General features: G+C 71.8%; 17 protein-coding genes. 13 read left to right on the top strand and 4 right to left on the bottom strand.

All coding sequences use genetic code 11. The features are described from left to right. Window positions 1–47: 47 nt before the first annotated feature. Window positions 48–1457, bottom strand: a complete 1410-nt coding sequence (gene radA / locus SSP29_RS08145) for a DNA repair protein RadA (RefSeq protein WP_089099878.1) — start codon at window positions 1455–1457, stop codon at window positions 48–50. A gap of 210 nt (window positions 1458–1667) precedes the next feature. Between radA and SSP29_RS08140 the strand changes: the two genes are divergently transcribed. Then, complete coding sequence (locus SSP29_RS08140) at window positions 1668–3377, top strand: BACON domain-containing protein (RefSeq protein ID WP_150133757.1); 1710 nt, start codon at window positions 1668–1670, stop codon at window positions 3375–3377. A 454-nt stretch (window positions 3378–3831) separates the two neighbouring features. On the opposite strand, the gene SSP29_RS08135 is transcribed toward SSP29_RS08140, so the two are convergent. Then, entirely contained in the window at window positions 3832–4644 is an 813-nt protein-coding gene (locus tag SSP29_RS08135) for a DUF3109 family protein (RefSeq protein WP_438363787.1), read from the bottom strand. A gap of 143 nt (window positions 4645–4787) precedes the next feature. Here SSP29_RS08135 and SSP29_RS08130 point away from each other — a divergent pair, with 143 nt between their 5' ends. The 4 genes from SSP29_RS08130 to ilvD all read left to right on the top strand — a co-directional run bounded on the left by SSP29_RS08130 (window position 4788) and on the right by ilvD (window position 9385). Continuing rightward, window positions 4788–5720, top strand: coding sequence for a Ppx/GppA family phosphatase (locus SSP29_RS08130; protein WP_089099875.1), 933 nt, complete (start codon window positions 4788–4790; stop codon window positions 5718–5720). Between the two features lie 250 nt (window positions 5721–5970). Then, the gene (locus SSP29_RS08125; RefSeq protein WP_089099874.1) at window positions 5971–6801 is read left to right on the top strand and encodes a sugar phosphate isomerase/epimerase family protein; all 831 of its coding nucleotides are present in this window, start codon (window positions 5971–5973) and stop codon (window positions 6799–6801) included. Further along, window positions 6798–7421 carry a TetR/AcrR family transcriptional regulator gene (locus SSP29_RS08120; RefSeq protein WP_089099873.1) on the top strand — a complete coding sequence of 208 codons (624 nt, stop codon included), beginning with the start codon at window positions 6798–6800 and terminating at the stop codon, window positions 7419–7421. The genes SSP29_RS08125 and SSP29_RS08120 overlap by 4 nt, the downstream gene beginning before the upstream one ends. 110 nt (window positions 7422–7531) lie before the next feature. Further along, complete coding sequence (gene ilvD, locus SSP29_RS08115) at window positions 7532–9385, top strand: dihydroxy-acid dehydratase (RefSeq protein ID WP_089099872.1); 1854 nt, start codon at window positions 7532–7534, stop codon at window positions 9383–9385. Between the two features lie 78 nt (window positions 9386–9463). On the opposite strand, the gene SSP29_RS08110 is transcribed toward ilvD, so the two are convergent. Next, window positions 9464–11623 carry a serine/threonine-protein kinase gene (locus SSP29_RS08110; protein ID WP_089099871.1) on the bottom strand — a complete coding sequence of 720 codons (2160 nt, stop codon included), beginning with the start codon at window positions 11621–11623 and terminating at the stop codon, window positions 9464–9466. A gap of 180 nt (window positions 11624–11803) precedes the next feature. Between SSP29_RS08110 and SSP29_RS08105 the strand changes: the two genes are divergently transcribed. The 8 genes from SSP29_RS08105 to proC all read left to right on the top strand — a co-directional run bounded on the left by SSP29_RS08105 (window position 11804) and on the right by proC (window position 17299). Continuing rightward, window positions 11804–12130 carry an SH3 domain-containing protein gene (locus tag SSP29_RS08105; protein ID WP_089099870.1) on the top strand — a complete coding sequence of 109 codons (327 nt, stop codon included), beginning with the start codon at window positions 11804–11806 and terminating at the stop codon, window positions 12128–12130. Window positions 12131–12206: 76 nt separating this feature from the next. Further along, window positions 12207–12488 carry an SH3 domain-containing protein gene (locus SSP29_RS08100; protein WP_245883048.1) on the top strand — a complete coding sequence of 94 codons (282 nt, stop codon included), beginning with the start codon at window positions 12207–12209 and terminating at the stop codon, window positions 12486–12488. Window positions 12489–12516: 28 nt separating this feature from the next. Then, window positions 12517–12855, top strand: coding sequence for an SH3 domain-containing protein (locus SSP29_RS08095; RefSeq protein WP_107436155.1), 339 nt, complete (start codon window positions 12517–12519; stop codon window positions 12853–12855). 56 nt (window positions 12856–12911) lie between these two features. Then, a complete protein-coding gene (locus SSP29_RS08090) occupies window positions 12912–13418 on the top strand; it encodes a hypothetical protein (RefSeq protein ID WP_089099867.1) in 507 nt (168 codons plus the stop codon). Window positions 13419–13639: 221 nt separating this feature from the next. After that, the gene (locus SSP29_RS08085; RefSeq protein WP_089099866.1) at window positions 13640–14455 is read left to right on the top strand and encodes a class I SAM-dependent methyltransferase; all 816 of its coding nucleotides are present in this window, start codon (window positions 13640–13642) and stop codon (window positions 14453–14455) included. Window positions 14456–14662: 207 nt separating this feature from the next. Then, complete coding sequence (locus SSP29_RS08080) at window positions 14663–15472, top strand: ABC transporter ATP-binding protein (RefSeq protein ID WP_089099865.1); 810 nt, start codon at window positions 14663–14665, stop codon at window positions 15470–15472. Then, entirely contained in the window at window positions 15469–16257 is a 789-nt protein-coding gene (locus SSP29_RS08075; RefSeq protein WP_089099864.1) for an ABC transporter permease, read from the top strand. Before SSP29_RS08080 ends, SSP29_RS08075 begins: the two co-directional genes overlap by 4 nt. 229 nt (window positions 16258–16486) lie before the next feature. Continuing rightward, the gene (proC, locus tag SSP29_RS08070; RefSeq protein WP_089099863.1) at window positions 16487–17299 is read left to right on the top strand and encodes a pyrroline-5-carboxylate reductase; all 813 of its coding nucleotides are present in this window, start codon (window positions 16487–16489) and stop codon (window positions 17297–17299) included. Between the two features lie 11 nt (window positions 17300–17310). On the opposite strand, the gene trpS is transcribed toward proC, so the two are convergent. Continuing rightward, a complete protein-coding gene (trpS, locus tag SSP29_RS08065) occupies window positions 17311–18387 on the bottom strand; it encodes a tryptophan--tRNA ligase (RefSeq protein ID WP_089099862.1) in 1077 nt (358 codons plus the stop codon). Window positions 18388–18838: the final 451 nt, after the last annotated feature.

The following is an 18838-nucleotide window of genomic DNA, read 5'->3' as shown; positions in this document are numbered from 1 at the left end:
CCGTTTCCGCACTCGGTTCGTACGGACGGGCGAGACCAGGGCAAAGTCTACCGGCGCTCTTCCGCCTCCCGTGGGGCCTCTCGGTGACGGGAGCGCGGCAGCACCCGCAGGGCGTCCCCCATGTCGGCGACTTCCAGGACCTTCATGCCCGGCGGGATCTTGCCGGGGTCGCCCGGCACGAGCGCGTGCGTGAAGCCGAGCCGGTGCGCCTCCGCGAGCCGGCGCTGGACCCCGGTGACCCGTCTGACCTCGCCCGCGAGGCCGACCTCGCCGATGGCGACCAGGTTCTTGGGGAGCGGGGTGTCGCTGGCCGCGGAGGCCAGGGCGAGGGCGATGGCCAGGTCGGCGGCGGGCTCGGAGAGCTTCACCCCGCCGACGGTCGCGGAGTAGATGTCCCGCTTGCCGAGCGCGCTGATCCGGCCGCGCTGCTCCAGCACCGCCAGCATCATGGACACCCGGGAGGTCTCCAGGCCGGAGGTGGTCCGGCGCGGGGAGGGGATCTGCGAGTCCACCGTCAGCGCCTGGACCTCGGCGACCAGCGGGCGGCGGCCCTCCAGGGTGACGGTCAGGCAGGTGCCCGGGACCGGCTCGGCACGTCGTGTCAGGAAGAGTCCGCTCGGGTCGGCGAGGCCCGTGATGCCCTCGTCGTGCAGTTCGAAGCAGCCGACCTCGTCCGTGGTGCCGTAGCGGTTCTTGACGCCCCGGACCAGGCGCAGGCGGGCGTGCCGGTCGCCCTCGAACTGCAGGACGACGTCCACCAGGTGTTCGAGGAGCCGCGGTCCTGCGATCGCGCCGTCCTTGGTGACATGGCCCACGAGCAGGGTGGACATGCCGCGCTCCTTGGACGCGCGGATGAGCGCCCCGGCCACCTCGCGGACCTGGGCCATGCCGCCCGGGGCGCCGTCGATCTCGGGAGAGGCGACCGTCTGGACGGAGTCCAGGATCAGCAGCGACGGCTTCACCGCGTCCAAGTGGCCGAGGACGGCGGCCAGATCGGTCTCGGCGGCGAGATAGAGGTGGTCGTCGATGGCGCCGATGCGGTCGGCGCGCAGCCGGACCTGGCTCGCCGACTCCTCGCCGGTGACATAGAGCGTGCGGTGCTCGTCGCTGGCCGCCTTGGCCGCCACGTCGAGCAGGAGGGTGGACTTGCCGACGCCGGGCTCACCGGCGAGCAGCACCACCGCGCCGGGCACCAGGCCGCCGCCGAGGACCCGGTCCAGCTCCGGGACGCCGGTGGTGCGGGCGGTGGCCTGACGGCCGTCGACCTGGCCGATGGGCACCGCGGAGGTGGTGACCCGGCCGGGCGCCGTCGTACGGACCGCGGGGGTGCCGTACTCCTCGACCGTCCCCCACGCCTGGCACTCGGCACACCGGCCGAGCCACTTGGCCGTCTGCCAGCCGCACTCGGTGCAGCGGTAGGACGGACGGTCCTTCGAGGTCTTGGTACGGGCAGCCATGCGGAAACCGTAGCCCCCGCCACTGACAGTGGGTCCACCGTGGCCCGCGTGACAGGTGTGGGTGGACCGCTCCCGGCCACCCCGCGACGGGTACGAGCCGCGGAAGAACAGGTTCCTGTCCCCTATTGAGGGATCGTTTCACCCGTACGGATTAAAAGTGCTCAAGCCGCCAGAAGGGGCCGTACAGCGCCGCCTACGGTCGCACGGGTGATGAGCATCAGTCCGGAGACCTCGGCCCGAACGACCGGCGCACACCGGGCGCACCGGGAGGCGCGCGCGGCGCGTGATCGCACGGCGGCGCGTGCGCTGGCGCACCGACCGCCGGCGCGCTACGAGCCGTACCTGGACGGGCTGTTCACCTACTGCCTCTCGGTGCTGTGCGACCACGACACGGCCACCGCCGCGCTCGGGGACGTCCTCGCCCTCGCCGAGCGGCGCGGCCAGCGGGTCCCGGAGGCCGCCGGGGACCGCAGGGCCTGGCTGTACGCGCTGGCCCGCTGGGCCTGTCTGCGCGGGCTCGCCCAGGCCAAGCAGAAACGTCAGGCCACCCACGCGGCCGGCCGGCACATCGCCCCCGCCTCCCCCGACCACGCCGCCCCCGCCGACACCCAGGAGCAGCGGCGCGGCGAACTCGCCCTGCTCGCCTGGCCCGAGGCCGCCGGCACCACCCCCGAGCAGCGCGAGGCGCTCGAACTCGCCGTACGCCACCACCTCGCCGCCCACGAGGTCGCCGCCGTCCTCGGCATGGACCTGGCCGGCGCCCGGGATCTGCTCGCCTCCGCCGCCTGCGAGGTCGAACGCACCCGCGCGGCCCTCGCCGTCGTCGAGACCGGCGGCTGTCCGAGCGTCTCCCACCTCACCGGCGACAGCCAGCTGGTCCTCAGCAGCGCCCTGCGCCGGGAACTGGTCCGGCACGTCGACGACTGCCCGCGCTGCCGCCGTACCGCCGAACGCGCGGCCCCCGGCCGGTGGCCCGGCGCGATGACCACGCCCGCCGAGCTGCCCGTCCTGGAGGCGCCCCGCGCGGCCCTGCACATGGCCATGGCGCACCAGCCACGCGCGCGTGGCGCCGCCGCCCCGCGCTTCGACCGGCGCGGCTTCCCGATGGACCCCAAGGACCGCGCGGCCCGCCGCGACCGGATCCGCGCGCGTGCCGTCACGACGACCGTCGTCGCCACGGTGGTGGCCGCGCCGGTGCTGGCCCTGTGGGCCGCGTACCGGGGCTCGCCGGCGGGGGATAGCCACGACGGTCCGTCCGCGACCGCGCGTGAGACCGCCGGCCCCGATGCGCTCGACGGCGACACGGCAGGGGGATACGAGAACGCCGGCAACGCCAGCCCCAGACCCGGGCCGCGCATCGGCAAGGACGGCAAGGCCGACGTGTCGGTGGAGGTGGTCAGCGTCTCCGGGGCCGGCCGGACGAAGGCCGGTGCGGGGCACCTCGCGGTGACGGCCGCGAACGACGGCGACACGACGCTGATCACGCTCGCGGCGTCCGGGGACGCGGCGGTGCGGTGGTCGGTGTCCACCCCGGCGGGCTGGCTCTACTTCTCCCGGCCGTCGGGAACGCTCCGGCCGGGCGAGTCGTTCACGATCAAGGTGTACGTCGATCATCTGCGGGAGCCGGCCGGGTACTGGAGCGCACAGGTGGCGGTGGCGCCGACGGGGGCGGTCGTGTCGATCGACGGGTACGGGACGGCTCCGCCGACGCGCGGGGGCCCGAAACCGCCCCCTGCGGGGAGGCCGACGCCGACACCGACACCGACGGCATCCGACCCGACGCAGCCGTCACCGCCGGTCAGCGATCCACCGACGTCGGCTTCGCCCACGCCGACGCCCACGGAGTCGGACACCACCGGCCCGACGGGGCCGCCTTCCCCGACGACCCCCGGCAGCGAGAGTCCGCCCCCGACTCCGTGAGGTGAGCACCGTCACCGGCCGCCCTCTTTCCACCGGTCCGTTCCCTCTGCCGCCCTCTTTCCGCCGGTCCGTTCCCTCTGCCGGTCTCTTGCTTCCGCCGGTCCGTTGCCTCTGCCGGTCTCTCGCTTCCGCCGATCCGTTGCCTCTGCCGCCCTCTTTCCGCCGGTCCGTTCCCTCCGGCGGTCTCTTGCTTCCGCCGGTCCGTTGCCTCTGCCGGTCTCTTGCTTCCGCCGGTCCGTTCCCTCTGGCGGTCGCTCGCTTCCGCCGGTCCCTTGCCTCTGCCGGTCTTCTCTTTCCGCCGCGACGGTGCTCGGCCACGACGGTGGAATTCGGCGGTGCCGGGCTGGGCGCGCTGCCCGCCGTTGCGGGTGCGGTGCCGTCGTGGCTGGTCGCGCCCGCGCGGCGGAGCCGCATATCGATACGGCCCCGCGCCCCTAGGGAGTCGGGGCGCAGGTCAGTTCGAAGGATCCGCCGGGTGCGGGGCCAGCAGCGGGAGCTGGGAGGCGAGCCGCGCCTCGCACAGCTCCGCCAGGCGGTCGTAGCCCGCCTTGCCCATCAGTTCGGTCAGTTCCGGCCGGTAGGAGACGTAGACCGGGTCGCCCGCGCCGTGGGCCGAGGTCGCCGAGGTGCACCACCAGTGCAGGTCGTGGCCGCCCGGGCCCCAGCCCCTGCGGTCGTACTCGCCGATCGAGATCTGGAGGACGCGCGTGTCGTCGGGGCGGTCGATCCAGTCGTACGTGCGGCGGATCGGGAGCTGCCAGCAGACGTCCGGCTTGGTCTCCAGCGGCTCGCGGCCCTCCCGCAGCGCCAGGATGTGCAGCGAGCAGCCCGCGCCGCCCGCGAAGCCGGGCCGGTTCTGGAAGATGCACGAGCCGTTGAAGGGGCGGGTCTGGCGGGAGCCCTCGTCGTCCTCCGAGACCCAGCCGTTCCGCGTGCCCTCGGCGTGGTGCTGCCAGACCTCCGGCGTGAGCCGCGCCACATGACCGGCGACCCGCTTCTCGTCGTCCTCGTCGGAGAAGTGCGCGCCCAGCGTGCAGCAGCCGTCGTCCGCGCGGCCCGCCTGGATGCCCTGGCAGCCGCTGCCGAAGATGCAGTTCCAGCGGGAGGTCAGCCAGGTCAGGTCGCAGCGGAACACCTGCTCGTCGTCCGCCGGATCAGGGAATTCCACCCAGGCGCGCGCGAAGTCGAGGCCCTTCTCGTCCGCGGCCAGGGCCTTCTTCGACAGCGTCGACGTCTTTGACGCATTCGACGCCTTGGCCGGCTTCACCTGCGAAGAACCATCGGCGGATTTGGCACCCTTGTGGTCCTTCGTCTTTTTCGTCTTAGGCACCCGTCCAGGGTAAGTCGCCGAGGGCGGCTCCGGGGACTGCTCAGGGCCCGCGGTCTGCGGTGTTCCGTAGAGTTCCGTACATGAGACTCGGTGTCCTCGACGTGGGATCTAACACGGTGCATCTGCTGGTGGTGGATGCGCACCCCGGCGCGCGCCCGCTTCCGGCGCACTCGCACAAGGCGGAGTTGCGCCTTGCCCAACTCCTCGACGGCAACGGGGCGATCGGCCCCGACGGGGTCGAGAAACTGGTCGATGTCGTCCAGGACGCCCTGCAGGCCGCCGAGGACAAGGGCGTCGAGGACCTGCTGCCGTTCGCCACCTCCGCCGTGCGCGAGGCCAGCAACGCCGACGACGTCCTCGCGCGCGTGAAGGCCGAGACCGGTGTCGAGCTCCAGGTCCTCAGCGGCGCCGAGGAGGCCCGGCTGACCTTCCTCGCGGTCCGCCGCTGGTTCGGCTGGTCCGCCGGAAAGCTGCTGGTCCTGGACATCGGCGGCGGCTCCCTGGAGATCGCGTACGGCATCGACGAGGAGCCCGACACGGCCGTCTCGCTGCCGCTCGGCGCCGGCCGGCTCACCGCGGGCTGGCTCCCCGGCGACCCGCCCTCCTCCGACGACATACGGGCGCTGCGCCGCCATGTACGCGCCGAGATCGCCCGTACGGTCGGCGAGTTCAGCCGCTTCGGCGCCCCCGACCACGTGGTCGCCACCTCCAAGACCTTCAAGCAGCTGGCCCGCATCGCCGGTGCGGCCCGCTCCGCCGACGGCCTCTACGTCCAGCGCGAGCTCAAGCGGGGCTCGCTGCAGGCCTGGGTCCCGAGACTGGCGGCCATGACCACGGCCCAGCGCTCCGCACTCCCGGGGGTGTCGGAGGGCCGGTCGGGCCAGCTGGTGGCGGGTGCGCTGGTGGCGGAGGCGGCGATGGACCTCCTGGAGGTGGAGAACCTGGAGGTGTGTCCTTGGGCCTTGAGGGAGGGCGTGATCTTGCGGCGCCTTGATCACATGGGTTCCGCGTAAGCGCCCCCTCAGGAGCGCGGGGCTGTATTCGATATGCGGCTCCGAGGCACCCCGCAAGGGGCGCTGGGGGGAAGGCTGGGGGAGGAACTGCGCGACCAGCCACGACGGCGCCGCAGCCGCCACCGCACCGCACCCGCAACGGCGAGTAGGCGCCCGGCCCCCTCTCCCCGCACCCGCCCGACGCGACCCTGGTCACAACGGCGAGTAGGCGCCCCCTGCCCACTCACCCCCACCCCGTAACCTGTCCCTCGTGGCAAACCCAAGGGACGTCGTCCGCATCCCGGATGCGAAGGTCGCGCTCTCCACGGCCTCCGTCTACCCGGAGTCGACGGCGACGGCCTTCGAGATCGCCGCGCGCCTCGGTTACGACGGCGTCGAGGTCATGGTGTGGACCGACCCGGTCAGCCAGGACATCGAGGCCTTGCGCCGGCTGAGCGACTACCACCGCATCCCGATCCTCGCCGTCCACGCACCCTGTCTGCTGATCACCCAGCGGGTCTGGTCCACCGACCCCTGGGTGAAGCTCCAGCGGGCCCGGGCCGCCGCCGAGAAGCTGGGCGCGAGCACGGTCGTCGTGCACCCCCCGTTCCGCTGGCAGCGCCAGTACGCCCGCGACTTCGTCGAGGGGATCTGGCGCATGGCGAACGAGACGGACGTGCGGTTCGCGGTGGAGAACATGTATCCGTGGCGCTACCGGGACCGCGAGATGCTCGCGTACGCCCCCGACTGGGACGTCACCAAGGACGACTACCGGCACTTCACGATCGACCTCAGTCACGCCTCGACGTCCCGCGTCGACGCGCTCGCCATGCTCGACCGCATGGGCGGCCGGCTCGGCCATGTCCACCTCGCCGACGGCCGCGGCTCCGCCAAGGACGAGCACCTGGTGCCCGGCCGCGGCACCCAGCCCTGCGCCGAACTGCTGGAGCGGCTCGCGGTCACCGGCTTCGACGGGCATGTCGTCATCGAGGTCAACACCCGGCGCGCGATGTCCGGCGCGGAGCGCGAGGCCGACCTCGCGGAGGCCCTGGCCTTCACCCGGCTGCACCTCGCCTCGGCGGTGAAGGTACCCCGCCGATGACGGACGTCCCCGCTGGAAGCGACCCCGGCGCCCGCCGCCGCGGCCGCCCGCCGCGTACCGAGTCGGCCGACACCCGGGACCGTATCCTCGTCACCGCCCGCGGGGAGTTCTCCGAACACGGCTACGAGAAGACGTCCGTACGCGCCATCGCCAAGGCCGCCGGGGTCGACTCCGCCCTGGTCCACCACTACTTCGGCACCAAGGAACAGATCTTCGAGGCCGCCATCTCGGTCGCCTTCGCCCCCGCGCTCAACGCGCCCGTCGCCATCGCCGACGGCCCGCTGGACGGCGTCGGCGAGCGTCTGACCCGGTTCATCTTCGGCATCTGGGAGAACCCCACCACCCGTACGCCCCTCCTCGCGATCGTCCGCTCCGCCGTCACCAACGACACGGCCGCCGCCGTCTTCCGCCGCCTGATCGCCTCCCAGCTGCTGCGCCGTCTCGCGGAGCAGCTGGAACTCCCGGACGCGGAACTGCGCGCCGAACTGGCGGCGGCACAGCTGGTGGGCTGCGCGATGCTCCGCTACGTGATCAAGGTGGAGCCGCTGGCGTCGGCGGACCTGGAGCAGATCGTGGTGCGGATCGCGCCGGTGGTGCAGGGGCATCTGACCGGGCCGTGAGACCCGGCTGTGCGAGACACTCGTCCCGCATTCCGGACACCTCGTCCCGAGGCCTGAACATCGGGCGTACGCTCAATAGCAGCCCTATCTGTCTGAAGGAGCGAGCGACGATGCCCGAGCTGAGGTCCCGCACAGTCACCCACGGCCGCAACATGGCGGGCGCCCGCGCCCTTATGCGCGCCTCCGGTGTACCCGGTGCGGACATCGGCCGCAAGCCGATCATCGCCGTCGCGAACTCGTTCACGGAGTTCGTGCCGGGCCACACCCACCTCCAGCCGGTCGGCCGGATCGTCTCCGAGGCGATCAAGGAGGCGGGCGGCATCCCGCGCGAGTTCAACACGATCGCGGTGGACGACGGCATCGCGATGGGCCACGGCGGCATGCTGTACTCCCTCCCCTCCCGCGACCTGATCGCGGACTCGGTCGAGTACATGGTCGAGGCGCACTGCGCCGACGCCCTGGTCTGCATCTCCAACTGCGACAAGATCACCCCGGGCATGCTCATGGCCGCCCTGCGCCTGAACATCCCGACGGTCTTCGTCTCCGGCGGCCCCATGGAGGCCGGCCGCGCGACCCTCGTGGACGGCACGGTCCGCACCCTCGACCTGATCGACGCGATGGTCGACGCGGCGAACGAGAACGTCTCGGACGAGGACGTCCTCAGGATCGAGGAGAACGCCTGTCCGACCTGCGGCTCCTGCTCCGGCATGTTCACCGCCAACTCGATGAACTGCCTGACGGAGGCGATCGGCCTCTCCCTCCCCGGCAACGGCTCGGTCCTGGCCACCCACACGGCCCGCAAGCAGCTCTACGTCGACGCGGCCCGCACCGTCATGGACCTCACCCGCCGCTACTACGAGCAGGACGACGAGACGGTCCTGCCGCTCAACATCGCGACCTTCGCCGCGTTCGAGAACGCGATGGCCCTGGACATCGCGATGGGCGGCTCCACCAACACGATCCTGCACCTGCTGGCCGCCGCCCAGGAGGCGGGCGTCCCCTTCGGCCTGGAGGAGATCAACGAGGTCTCGCGCCGGGTTCCCTGCCTGGCCAAGGTGGCCCCGAACGTCGCGAAGACCCGCACCTACTACATGGAGGACGTGCACCGCGCCGGCGGCATCCCCGCCCTCCTCGGCGAACTGCACCGCGGCGGCCTGCTCAACGAGGACGTCCACTCCGTCCACAGCCCCTCCCTCGCGGACTGGCTGAAGACCTGGGACGTGCGCGGCGGCTCCCCGTCCCCCGAGGCCGTCGAGCTGTGGCACGCGGCCCCCGGCTGCGTCCGCTCCGCCGAGGCGTTCTCGCAGTCCGAGCGCTGGGAGGCGCTGGACGAGGACGCGGCCGAGGGCTGCATCCGCGATGTCGAGCACGCGTACTCCAAGGACGGCGGCCTCGCGGTCCTCAAGGGCAACCTCGCCGTCGACGGCTGCGTGGTGAAGACGGCCGGCGTCGACGAGTCCATCTGGACCTTCGAGGGTCCCGCAGTCGTCTGCGAGTCCCAGGAAGAGGCCGTGGAGAAGATCCTCAACAAGCAGGTGACGGACGGCGACGTCGTCGTCATCCGCTACGAGGGTCCCAAGGGCGGCCCCGGCATGCAGGAGATGCTCTACCCGACGTCCTTCCTCAAGGGCCGCGGCCTCGGCAAGAGCTGCGCGCTGATCACCGACGGCCGCTTCTCCGGCGGCACCTCGGGCCTCTCCATCGGCCACGCCTCCCCGGAGGCGGCCTCCGGCGGCACCATCGCCCTCGTCGAGGACGGCGACCGCATCCGCATCGACATCCCGGGCCGCACGATCGAGCTCCTCGTCGACGAGGCCGAGCTGGCCCGCCGCGAGCAGGCCCTCAACGGCGTGTACGCCCCGAAGAACCGCGAACGCAAGGTCTCCGCGGCGCTGCGCGCCTACGCCGCGATGGCCACCAGCGCCGACAAGGGCGCGGTGCGCGACGTGTCGAAGCTGGGCTGAGCCGCCGTAGTCGTCGAAGGGGCCGCCTCCCGCACGGGGGCGGCCCCTTCGACGTCGGCTGTCATCCGCCGCCCGCCGTCACCAGCCGCCGGGATCCCCCGCGTCCACGGCGAAGACGGTGCCGTCGGGGGCGGCGGCGTAGAGGTGGCCGGTGAGAAGCATGGGCGCGGGTACCGAGGTGGTGACTCCGCCCGGGGCCGTTCCGAAGCGGGACGAGGTCTGCCCGGCGGCCGCCCCGCTGTGCGCGTCGACGGCCATGAGCCGGCCGTCGGCAGCCGAGAAGTACACGTGCCGGTCGTCGGCGACGGGGGCCGAGCCCCGGCTCACCGAGGTCTCCGTGTGCCACCTGCGCCTGCCCGCCGTCATGTCGACGGCGTCCAGCGAGCCGGTGGCGGCCAGCACGTAGACCATGCCGTCGTGCACCCCGGCCTGCGCGTCCGCACGAGGCACGGGCAGCTTGACCCGGCGGGTGGCCCCCGACTCCGGCGTGTAGCGGACCACGGCATCGGTGTCGCCGTACACCGGATCGGCGGCCAGCAGGAAGACCGTCCCGTCCTGGGCGCCGACCGGTGTCAGCAGTCCCTGCAACCGGGTGTCCTCCTGCACGTCTCCGGTGGCCGGGTCCAGGACGGTGACCTGAGTGCTGGTTCCGTCCGCGGACGTACTGGTCACGAACGCCGACGACGGATCCGCGGGGAAGAAGTCGATCCGCGCCGTGCCGTGACCCCCTGTCGACCGGCTCCACCTGGTGGTGCCGGTCGCGCTGTCCACCCCGGTGACCGTGCCGTCCGCGCGCGTGAGCAGGAGCATGTCGCCCGCGTACTTCATCCCCTTGTTCTCGGGCAGTTCCCGCTGCCATCGGCTCCTGCCCGAGTCCGGGTCGAGCGCCGTCACGTACCGGGCCTCGTCCGTGACGAGCTGGACGAGCCCGCCGGAGAGGACAGGCGGCCGGTCCCAGAGGGCGTTCGCGACGGAGTGCCGCCAGAGCACGGCACCCGTCACCGGGTCCAGGGCGAACGCCACCGACGCCTCGGTGCAGAACAACATCCCCTCGCCGGCGGCGCATTGAGGCGTGGTCGCCCCCTTGGCGACGGGCTTCGCCTGCCAGGCCGAGAAGGCGGCGGACGTCGTCCTCGGACTGCTCACCCGAGGGTGCGGGGTGCTCCCGCCGGCCCACTCGACCAAGGCCGCGACCGCGCCGAGCGCGAGGACGACGGCACCCGTGGCCAAGGCGACCCGCCTGCGGAGCCGTCGCCGGCGCACCTGCTGCGGATGCCCCTCCCTCGGATCCTCGTCCTGGGGATCCTCGTCCTTCGGCGACTCCGGCTCCGTTGCCACGCCGGTGTCCTCACCGACTGCGGCACCGGCCGTGGCCCGCTGTGCCGGTATGAACGCCTGCGTGTCGTACGACGCCGACAACGACCGCAGCCCGCGCGTCAGTTCGTCGGGTGTGGGCCGGTCCTCGGGCTCCTTGGCGAGGCAGCGCAGCACCAGCGGAGCGAGCTCCTCCGGAACACCGGTGAGGTCGGGCTCGTCATGGACGACCTGGTAGGCGACGACGTAGGGACTGTCGGAGTCGAACGGTCCCCGCCCGGTCGCCGCGTGCACCAACACCGACCCGAGCGCGAAGATGTCGGCGGCAGGCCCCACTTCACGCGGCCGCCGGAACTGCTCCGGCGCCATGAACGGCGGCGTACCGATCAACTTTCCGGTCTCGGTCCGCAGTTCGCTGTCTTTCGGCCGGGAAATACCGAAGTCGATGACCTTGGGCCCGTCCTCGGCGAGCAGCACATTGCTCGGCTTGAGATCCCGGTGCACCACGCCGACCCTGTGAATGTCGCGCAGCGCCTCCGCCAGTCCGGCCATCAGCCGGCGCAACTGGGCAGGAGGCATCGGCCCGTTCCGTTTCACATGCTCGGAGAGGGTCGGGCCGGGGATGAAGAGGGTGGCCATCCAGGGCCGATCGGCCTCGGGGTCGGCGTCCACGACGGGGGCGGTGAAGGCACCGCTGACCTTGCGCGCGGCGGCCACCTCCTGCCGGAAACGGCCCCTGAACTCACGGTCCTTGGCATACTCCGCATGCACGACCTTCACCGCGAGCTTCAGCCCCGAGGTGCTGCGGGCCAGGTGCACCACGCCCATGCCACCGGACCCGAGGCATGACTCCAGGCGGTAGTGCCCGGCGTACTCGGGAAGTTCCGCTTCCGCGCCCGCTCCGGTGTTGCGCTGTGGCGTCAAGGGACCACCTCCGTGCTGTTTCCGCGGAGCGCGACGCACGGAGCCTAGTCGATGACTCGTACGGGACAGAGGCGGCTTGCTAGCCTCCGCGTGCGAGTTACGTACATGTGTTTCGTGGCTCGAATGCGGGGAATCAACGGGACTCCATGGCACTCATGGGTCCAGTGGGGGGAGCAGTACATGTCTGTCGATCAAGCACAGGAAGCCGGGGGCGGCGGCGAGGAAGAGGCCGTCACGACGCTGGCGGCAGCCACCGGCGTCCGTTATTACTCGGTCGCCCCGGGCGTCCGCCTGAACGTCCGCAGCGGCCCGGGCACCAGCTACGACATCACCCGGACCCTCCCCGAGGGCGCCAAGGTCCCGGTCTACTGCCAGACGCCCGGTACCTCGGTGTCCGGCTACTACGGCACCTCGAACATCTGGGACAACATCAGCAACGGCGAGTTCGTGGCAGACGCCTACGTCAACACGGGCAGCGACGGCTACGTGGCCGACCGCTGCTCCTGACCGGTCCAGGAGGATTGGGATGACACCCTTGAGACGCGCTTCCGTCCTTCTCGGGGGCTCCGCAGGAGCCTTCCTCATGATCCTGGGGTCGGCCTCGACCGCCGCCGCCGTATCGACGTACTCGGTCGCCCCGAACATCCGCCTGAACGTCCGCAGCGGCCCGGGCACCAGCTACAGCATCACCCGCACCCTCCCCGAGAACACCAAGGTCCCGATCTTCTGCCAGACGCCGGGTACGACGGTGTCCGGCTACTACGGCACCTCGAACATCTGGGACAACATCGACAACGGCGAGTTCGTCTCGGACACCTACGTCAACACGGGCAGCGACGGCTATGTGGCCGACCGCTGCGCCTGACCGCACTCCTGAAGGGACGACCCCGACCATGACTCCGCCGAGACGCCGGGCACTGATGCTCGCGGGCACAGCCGCCACGTCGGCCATGATGGTGCTGGGCTGGGCCACGACGGCGACAGCCGCGGCGTCCTACACCACCGCCCCGGTCGAACTGAACGTCCGGAGCGGGCCGGGCACCTCCTACAGCATCGTCCGCATCCTGTCCCCGAGCTCCCAGGTGACGCTCTTCTGCCAGACGCCGGGTACGACGGTGTCCGGTTACTACGGCACCTCGAACATCTGGGACAACATCGGCGGCAGCGCGTACGTCTCGGACACCTACGTGCACACGGGCAGCGACGGCTACGTCACCGCCCACTGTTCCTGACCGGTCGCACCAACCCCGTCCCGGAGCCCGCGGGCCCCCGGCGCCATAATCGTCCCGTGAGCGACGAACCAGGCACCCCGGACACCCCCGCGGGCTCCACCGGCGGACCCCGCCCCGAGCCCCTCCGCTTCTTCGGCACGACCTGGGTGAACCACGACGACGGCTACACCGCCCGCCGGATCGGCGTGGCCACGGGCTCGCTCGCCGCCGCCGTCGTCTCCTGCCTGGTCCTCCGCCTCGCCTACGAGGGCGTCCAACTCGCCGACACCGGTGCCTTCGTGTCCGTGCTCGTCGTCGCGATGTTCGCCATCTGCAGCGCCCTGGCCTTCCGCAACACCTGGGAGTCCTTCGGCAAGCGCCCCGACCCCGAACGCCAGGCCTCCCTGCGCGGACTCCTCGCCATCGGCTTCGTCGGCTCGCTCCTCGCCTACTTCTTCCGCTCCCTCACCGAGGCCCCCGGCGAGAAACTCCACCGAGCCGAGTACGACACCGCCGTCCAGGAGCACGAACACCGCACCACCCGCCGCTCGGGCAACCCGTCGAAGAAGAAGCGGAAGCGATAGGGCCGACGGGCAGACCGCGCCGGTCGCGAAGGAGAAACGCAGGCGCCGTCGCCGACGCGCCGGTCGCACAGAAGAAGCTCAGGCGCAGGGGCCGGGCCGGCTGCCGGTCGTAGGCAGGCAACAGGCCCGGGCACCGAGGCCGCGCATCGGCCGACCGTGACATCCGGCCCACCCCTCGGAAATCTCTGTCTCCCCCGCCCCGCCCCCGGGACCATGGCCGCATGATCACAGGCCAGTCGCAGTCGCATCCCCAGAACCCGACCCCGACCCCCGCTCCCTCCCACGCCGACCGCGCCCGCTCCTTCGACGCCGCCGCGGCCCAGTACGCCGAGAACCGCCCCTCCTACCCGCCCGCCCTTCTCGACGCCGTCGAGGAGGAGGCCGGCCGCTCCCTCAGGGGCGCCCGGGTGGTCGACGTCGGCGCGGGCACCGGCATCGCGACCGCCCTTCTGCACGCGCGCGGCGCCGACGTGGTCGCGGTGGAGCCGGGGGAGGGCATGGCGGCGCAGTTCCACACCACCCTCCCCGGCGTCCCGATCGTCCGCGGCAACGGCAACGCCCTCCCGCTCGCCGCCGCCACCGCCGACTTCCTCACCTACGCCCAGGCCTGGCACTGGACCGACCCGGCCTGCTCCGTGCCGGAGGCGCTGCGCGTGCTGCGTCCCGGCGGAGCGCTGGCGCTGTGGTGGAACACCGACGCGCTCGACGTCGACTGGATCGCCGACTCCGCCGACCGCATCAGCCGGTTCTTCGGTATCGACGTCAGGTCGGAGCAGAGCAAGTCCGCCGACCGCACCGGCCTCGCCGACCCCAGCGGCCGCCTCCGCTTCGCCCGCCGCGAGGTCCGCTGGAGCCGCCGCGTCCCGGTCGACACCCACCTCGCCAACATCGGCAGCCACTCGGCGTTCCTCGTCACCCCCGAGGACCGCCGCACCGCCTTCCTCGCAGCGGAACGCGCCCACCTCCTGGAGACCTTCCCCGACGGCATCGTCGAGGAGACGTACGTCGTCCTCCTGCTCGTCGCCCTCAACACCTGAGCGTCGCCGCGCACGCACCGGCCCGCGGCAGCGACTTGGCCGCGGGCCGGTGGGGGTTGCGCGCGCCCACGCGGCGGTAGCCGCACATCAAACACAGCCCCGCGCCCCTTACGGGGCGCTGTCGCGTCGGCTTCCCAGCTGCGGGCAGTCGTGCCTCCCCACCCCCTCCCCTTGACGCCCCACCCCCTCCCGAGCATTATTCATCACATGGTGAATTATTCGCCGGAGCCGCCCCAGGCTCCCGGCAACTCCGCCCTGCCCCCCGCCGTCCAAGCCGCCGGACTCACCGCGGTCCGCGGCCCCCGTACCGTCCTCCGCGGCCTCGACTTCACCGTCCCGCGCGGTCAGATCACCGGCCTCCTCGGCCCCTCCGGATGCGGCAAGTCCACCCTGATGCGCTCCATCGTCGGCACCCAGGCCAAGGTCACCGGCACCCTGAACGTCCTCGGCCGCCCCGCCGGCCACCCCTCCCTGCGCACCCGCATCGGCTACGTCACCCAAGCCGCCTCCGTCTACGACGACCTGACCATCCGCCAGAACCTCGACTACTTCGGCTCGGTCCTCGACCCCACCCGCCCCACCTCCGACCGCCGGGCCGACGTCGACCGCGTCCTCGGCGAAGTCGACCTCACCAGCCACGCCGACGCCCTCGCCGGCAACCTCTCCGGCGGCCAGCGCAACCGCGTCTCCCTCGCCGTCGCCCTGCTCGGCAGCCCCGAACTCCTCGTCCTCGACGAACCCACCGTCGGCCTGGACCCCGTCCTGCGCCGCGACCTCTGGAACCTCTTCCACTCCATCGCCGCCACCCGCGGCGCCACCCTCCTCATCTCCTCCCACGTCATGGACGAGGCCGAGCGCTGCCACCGCCTCCTCCTCATGCGCGAGGGCGAGATCCTCGCCGACGACACCCCCGAGGCCCTGCGCACCCGCACCGGCTCCGACACCGTCGAGGCCGCCTTCCTCCACCTCGTCGACGAAGCCGCCGCCAACTCCCGCACGAAGGAAACGGCCCGATGACCACCCAGACCGCGACCACCACCGCCGACACCATCCCCGTCGGCGCCCTCAATCTCTCCCGCACCACCGCCACCGCCGCGCGCGTCCTGCGTCAGCTCCGCCACGACCCCCGCACCATCGCGCTGCTGATCCTCATCCCCTGCCTGATGCTGGTGCTGCTCCGCTACGTCTTCGACGGCAGCCCGCAGACCTTCGACAACATCGGCGCCTCACTCCTCGGCATCTTCCCGCTCATCACGATGTTCCTGGTGACCTCCATCGCCACCCTCCGCGAACGCACCTCCGGCACCCTCGAACGCCTCCTCGCCATGCCCCTCGGCAAAGCCGACCTCATCGCCGGCTACGCCCTCGCCTTCGGCATCCTCGCGATCATCCAGTCGGCCCTCGCCACCGGCCTGGCCGTCTGGCTCCTGGGCCTCGACGTCACCGGCTCCCCCTGGCTCCTGCTCCTGGTCGCCCTGCTCGACGCCCTGCTCGGCACGGCCCTCGGTCTCTTCGTATCGGCCTTCGCGGCCTCGGAATTCCAGGCGGTCCAGTTCATGCCCGCGGTGATCTTCCCCCAGCTCCTCCTCTGCGGCCTGTTCACCCCCCGCTCCGAGATGCACCCCGTCCTCGAAGCCATCTCCGACGTCCTCCCCATGTCCTACGCGGTCGACGGCATGAACGAGGTCCTCCACCACACCGACATGACCGCCACCTTCGTCAGGGACGTCCTGATCGTCGCCGGCTGCGCCCTGCTGGTCCTGACCCTCGGAGCGGCCACCCTGCGGCGCCGGACGGCCTAAGCGCTCCGCTGGAAATAGCCGCGATGTGCCGTCTGCCGACTGCGGCGCCGTCGTGGCTGGTCGCGCAGTTCCTCCCCCAGCCTTCGGCCGGGGGTACCCCCAGCGCCCCTTCGGGGCGCCGGCCGGACCCGCTTGGCCACCACCGATGCCCACCGCCGACGTCCACCACCGAAGTCCGGCCAGCGGACAGACGACCTCTGCCCCGACCCCCGGTGCCAGACTGAACCGCATGAGTCAGAAAGTCGCAGTCCTCGGCACCGGCAAGATCGGCGAAGCCCTGCTCAGCGGAATGATCCGCGCCGGCTGGGCCCCCGCCGACCTCCTGGTCACCGCCCGCCGCCCCGAACGGGCCGAAGAACTCCGCACCCGCCACGGAGTCACCCCGGTCACCAACCCCGAGGCCGCGAAGACCGCCGACACCCTGATCCTCACGGTCAAGCCGCAGGACATGGGCACCCTCCTCGACGAACTCGCCCCGCACGTCCCCGCCGACCGCCTCATCATCAGCGGCGCCGCGGGCATCCCCACCTCCTTCTTCGAGGAACGCCTCGCCCCGGGCACCCCGGTCGTCCGTGTCATGACGAACACCCCCGCCCTCGTCGACGAGGCGATGTCCGTCATCTCCGCCGGCAGCCACGCCACCGCCGCCCACCTCGCCACCGCCGAGGAGATCTTCGGCGCCGTCGGCAAGACCCTCCAGGTCCCCGAGTCCCAGCAGGACGCCTGCACCGCTCTGTCCGGCTCGGGCCCGGCGTACTTCTTCTACCTGGTCGAGGCCATGACCGACGCCGGCATCCTGCTCGGCCTGCCCCGGGACAAGGCCCACGACCTCATCGTCCAGTCCGCGATCGGCGCCGCCGTGATGCTCCGCGACAGCGGCGAACACCCCGTCAAGCTCCGTGAGAACGTCACCTCGCCCGCCGGCACCACCATCAACGCCATCCGCGAACTGGAGAACCACGGCGTCCGCGCCGCCCTCATCGCCGCGCTCGAAGCCGCCCGCGACCGCAGCCGCGAACTCGCCTCCGGCAAGAAGGACTGAGGCCCGCGGGCCTACCGCGCCACGTGCAACGCGGGCTCGGCCGTCACTGCTCCGGTGCCCGACGCCGAGCCCGAGCCCGAGCCCGAGAAGTCGCCGGGCGGCAACAGCCCGATCGCCCGGTAGGCCGTATCGACGATCGGCCGGGCGATCGCCCGAGCCTTCTCCGCCCCATGCCGCAGCACCTCCTCCACATATCCCGGATCGGCACACAACTCCCTGTGCCTGGCCCGCACGGGCCTGAGCGTCTCCAGCACCGCCTCCGCGGTGGCCTGCTTCAGAGCGCCGTACGAATCGTGAACGGCTGCCAGTGACTCAGGGTTCCCGTCCGTGCACGCAGCGAGAATCTCCAGCAGATTCGCGACCCCGGGCCGCTCCTCCCGGTCGTACACGACCTCCCGCCCGCTGTCGGTCACGGCCCGCATGACCTTCTTCCGGATCACGTCCGGCTCATCGAGCAGATAGACGATCCCGGGTCCCGATTCGTCGCTCTTGCCCATCTTCGACGTCGGATCCTGCAGATTCATCACCCGCGCCGCCACCGCAGGCACGGTCGCCTTCGGCACCACGAACGTGTGCCCGTACCGCTGGTTGAACCGCACCGCCAGGTCCCGCGTCAGCTCCACGTGCTGCGCCTGATCGTCCCCGACCGGCACCTCGTCCGCCCCGTACGCCAGGATGTCCGCCGCCATCAGCGCCGGATACGTCAGCAGGGACAGCCGCACACCCCGTCCACGCGCCCCCTCGCTCGCGACCTTCTCCTTGTACTGGACCATCCGCCGCATCTCACCGTCGGTCGCCACGCACTCCATGACGTACGACAACCGGGTGTGCTCGTCGACATGGCTCTGCACGAACACGGTGCACAGCTCCGGATCCAGCCCCGCCGCCAGCAGCAGCGTCGCCGCCTGCCGGGTGAGCCTGCGCAGCCGGGCCGGATCGTGGTCCACGGTCATCCCGTGCAGATCGACGACGCAGAACAGGGCGTCAGCCTGGTGCTGGTCCACGGCGGCCCACTGCCGCATCGCTCCCAGGTAGTTCCCCAGTGTCAGGTGCCCGGTCGGCTTGATCCCGCTGAAGACCCGTGTCATTCCCTCGCCACCTTCTGGTCGAGACCGCCGTCCCAGGCGGCCGGCCCTCAGAGGTTCTGGAGGGAGATACACGAACGGCCGCCGAAGCGGCGGCCGTTGAATACGTACGTGAGCGCGGCCGCCGTCAGGCGGGCCACCACTGCTGGGTACACGTACGCGTAGTCATGCCGCCCACCCTACGCTCCGGGGGCCCGTCCCGCCGCGAGTTGACACGCCCTACCCGGGTACGTAGTGTTCTCCGGGTTGTCCGACGTGAGCGCCGACTCCGGTCGGTCCCCGGGCAGCCATTCCGCAAGTACCTGCCAGCAATCGGCGACACGTCGTCGGGGGCTTTGGCGTGCGTATTCGCGTAATGAGGAATCCACGTTCGAAAGGACGCGGCGCCGATTAGCTCGGAGGCCGGGAATCCGCTAAAGTCTCACTCGTCGGAACGGCCCAGCGGCCGGGAAGA

Origin of the sequence: Streptomyces hyaluromycini (assembly GCF_002217755.1) — a bacterium.
Taxonomy (GTDB): Bacteria; Actinomycetota; Actinomycetes; order Streptomycetales; family Streptomycetaceae; genus Streptomyces; species Streptomyces hyaluromycini.
Note: the sequence above shows the minus strand (reverse complement) of the source record. Positions and strands in the feature narration are given on the sequence as shown.

Excerpts from the sequence above, each read along its gene's own strand:
- radA (WP_089099878.1), bottom strand. The coding sequence starts at position 1,457 with ATGGCTGCCCGTACCAAGACCTCGAAGGACCGTCCGTCCTACCGCTGC.
- SSP29_RS08140 (WP_150133757.1), top strand. The coding sequence starts at position 1,668 with ATGAGCATCAGTCCGGAGACCTCGGCCCGAACGACCGGCGCACACCGG.
- SSP29_RS08130 (WP_089099875.1), top strand. The coding sequence starts at position 4,788 with ATGAGACTCGGTGTCCTCGACGTGGGATCTAACACGGTGCATCTGCTG.
- SSP29_RS08120 (WP_089099873.1), top strand. The coding sequence starts at position 6,798 with ATGACGGACGTCCCCGCTGGAAGCGACCCCGGCGCCCGCCGCCGCGGC.
- ilvD (WP_089099872.1), top strand. The coding sequence starts at position 7,532 with ATGCCCGAGCTGAGGTCCCGCACAGTCACCCACGGCCGCAACATGGCG.
- SSP29_RS08105 (WP_089099870.1), top strand. The coding sequence starts at position 11,804 with ATGTCTGTCGATCAAGCACAGGAAGCCGGGGGCGGCGGCGAGGAAGAG.
- SSP29_RS08100 (WP_245883048.1), top strand. The coding sequence starts at position 12,207 with ATGATCCTGGGGTCGGCCTCGACCGCCGCCGCCGTATCGACGTACTCG.
- SSP29_RS08095 (WP_107436155.1), top strand. The coding sequence starts at position 12,517 with ATGACTCCGCCGAGACGCCGGGCACTGATGCTCGCGGGCACAGCCGCC.
- SSP29_RS08085 (WP_089099866.1), top strand. The coding sequence starts at position 13,640 with ATGATCACAGGCCAGTCGCAGTCGCATCCCCAGAACCCGACCCCGACC.
- SSP29_RS08080 (WP_089099865.1), top strand. The coding sequence starts at position 14,663 with ATGGTGAATTATTCGCCGGAGCCGCCCCAGGCTCCCGGCAACTCCGCC.
- SSP29_RS08075 (WP_089099864.1), top strand. The coding sequence starts at position 15,469 with ATGACCACCCAGACCGCGACCACCACCGCCGACACCATCCCCGTCGGC.
- proC (WP_089099863.1), top strand. The coding sequence starts at position 16,487 with ATGAGTCAGAAAGTCGCAGTCCTCGGCACCGGCAAGATCGGCGAAGCC.
- trpS (WP_089099862.1), bottom strand. The coding sequence starts at position 18,387 with ATGACACGGGTCTTCAGCGGGATCAAGCCGACCGGGCACCTGACACTG.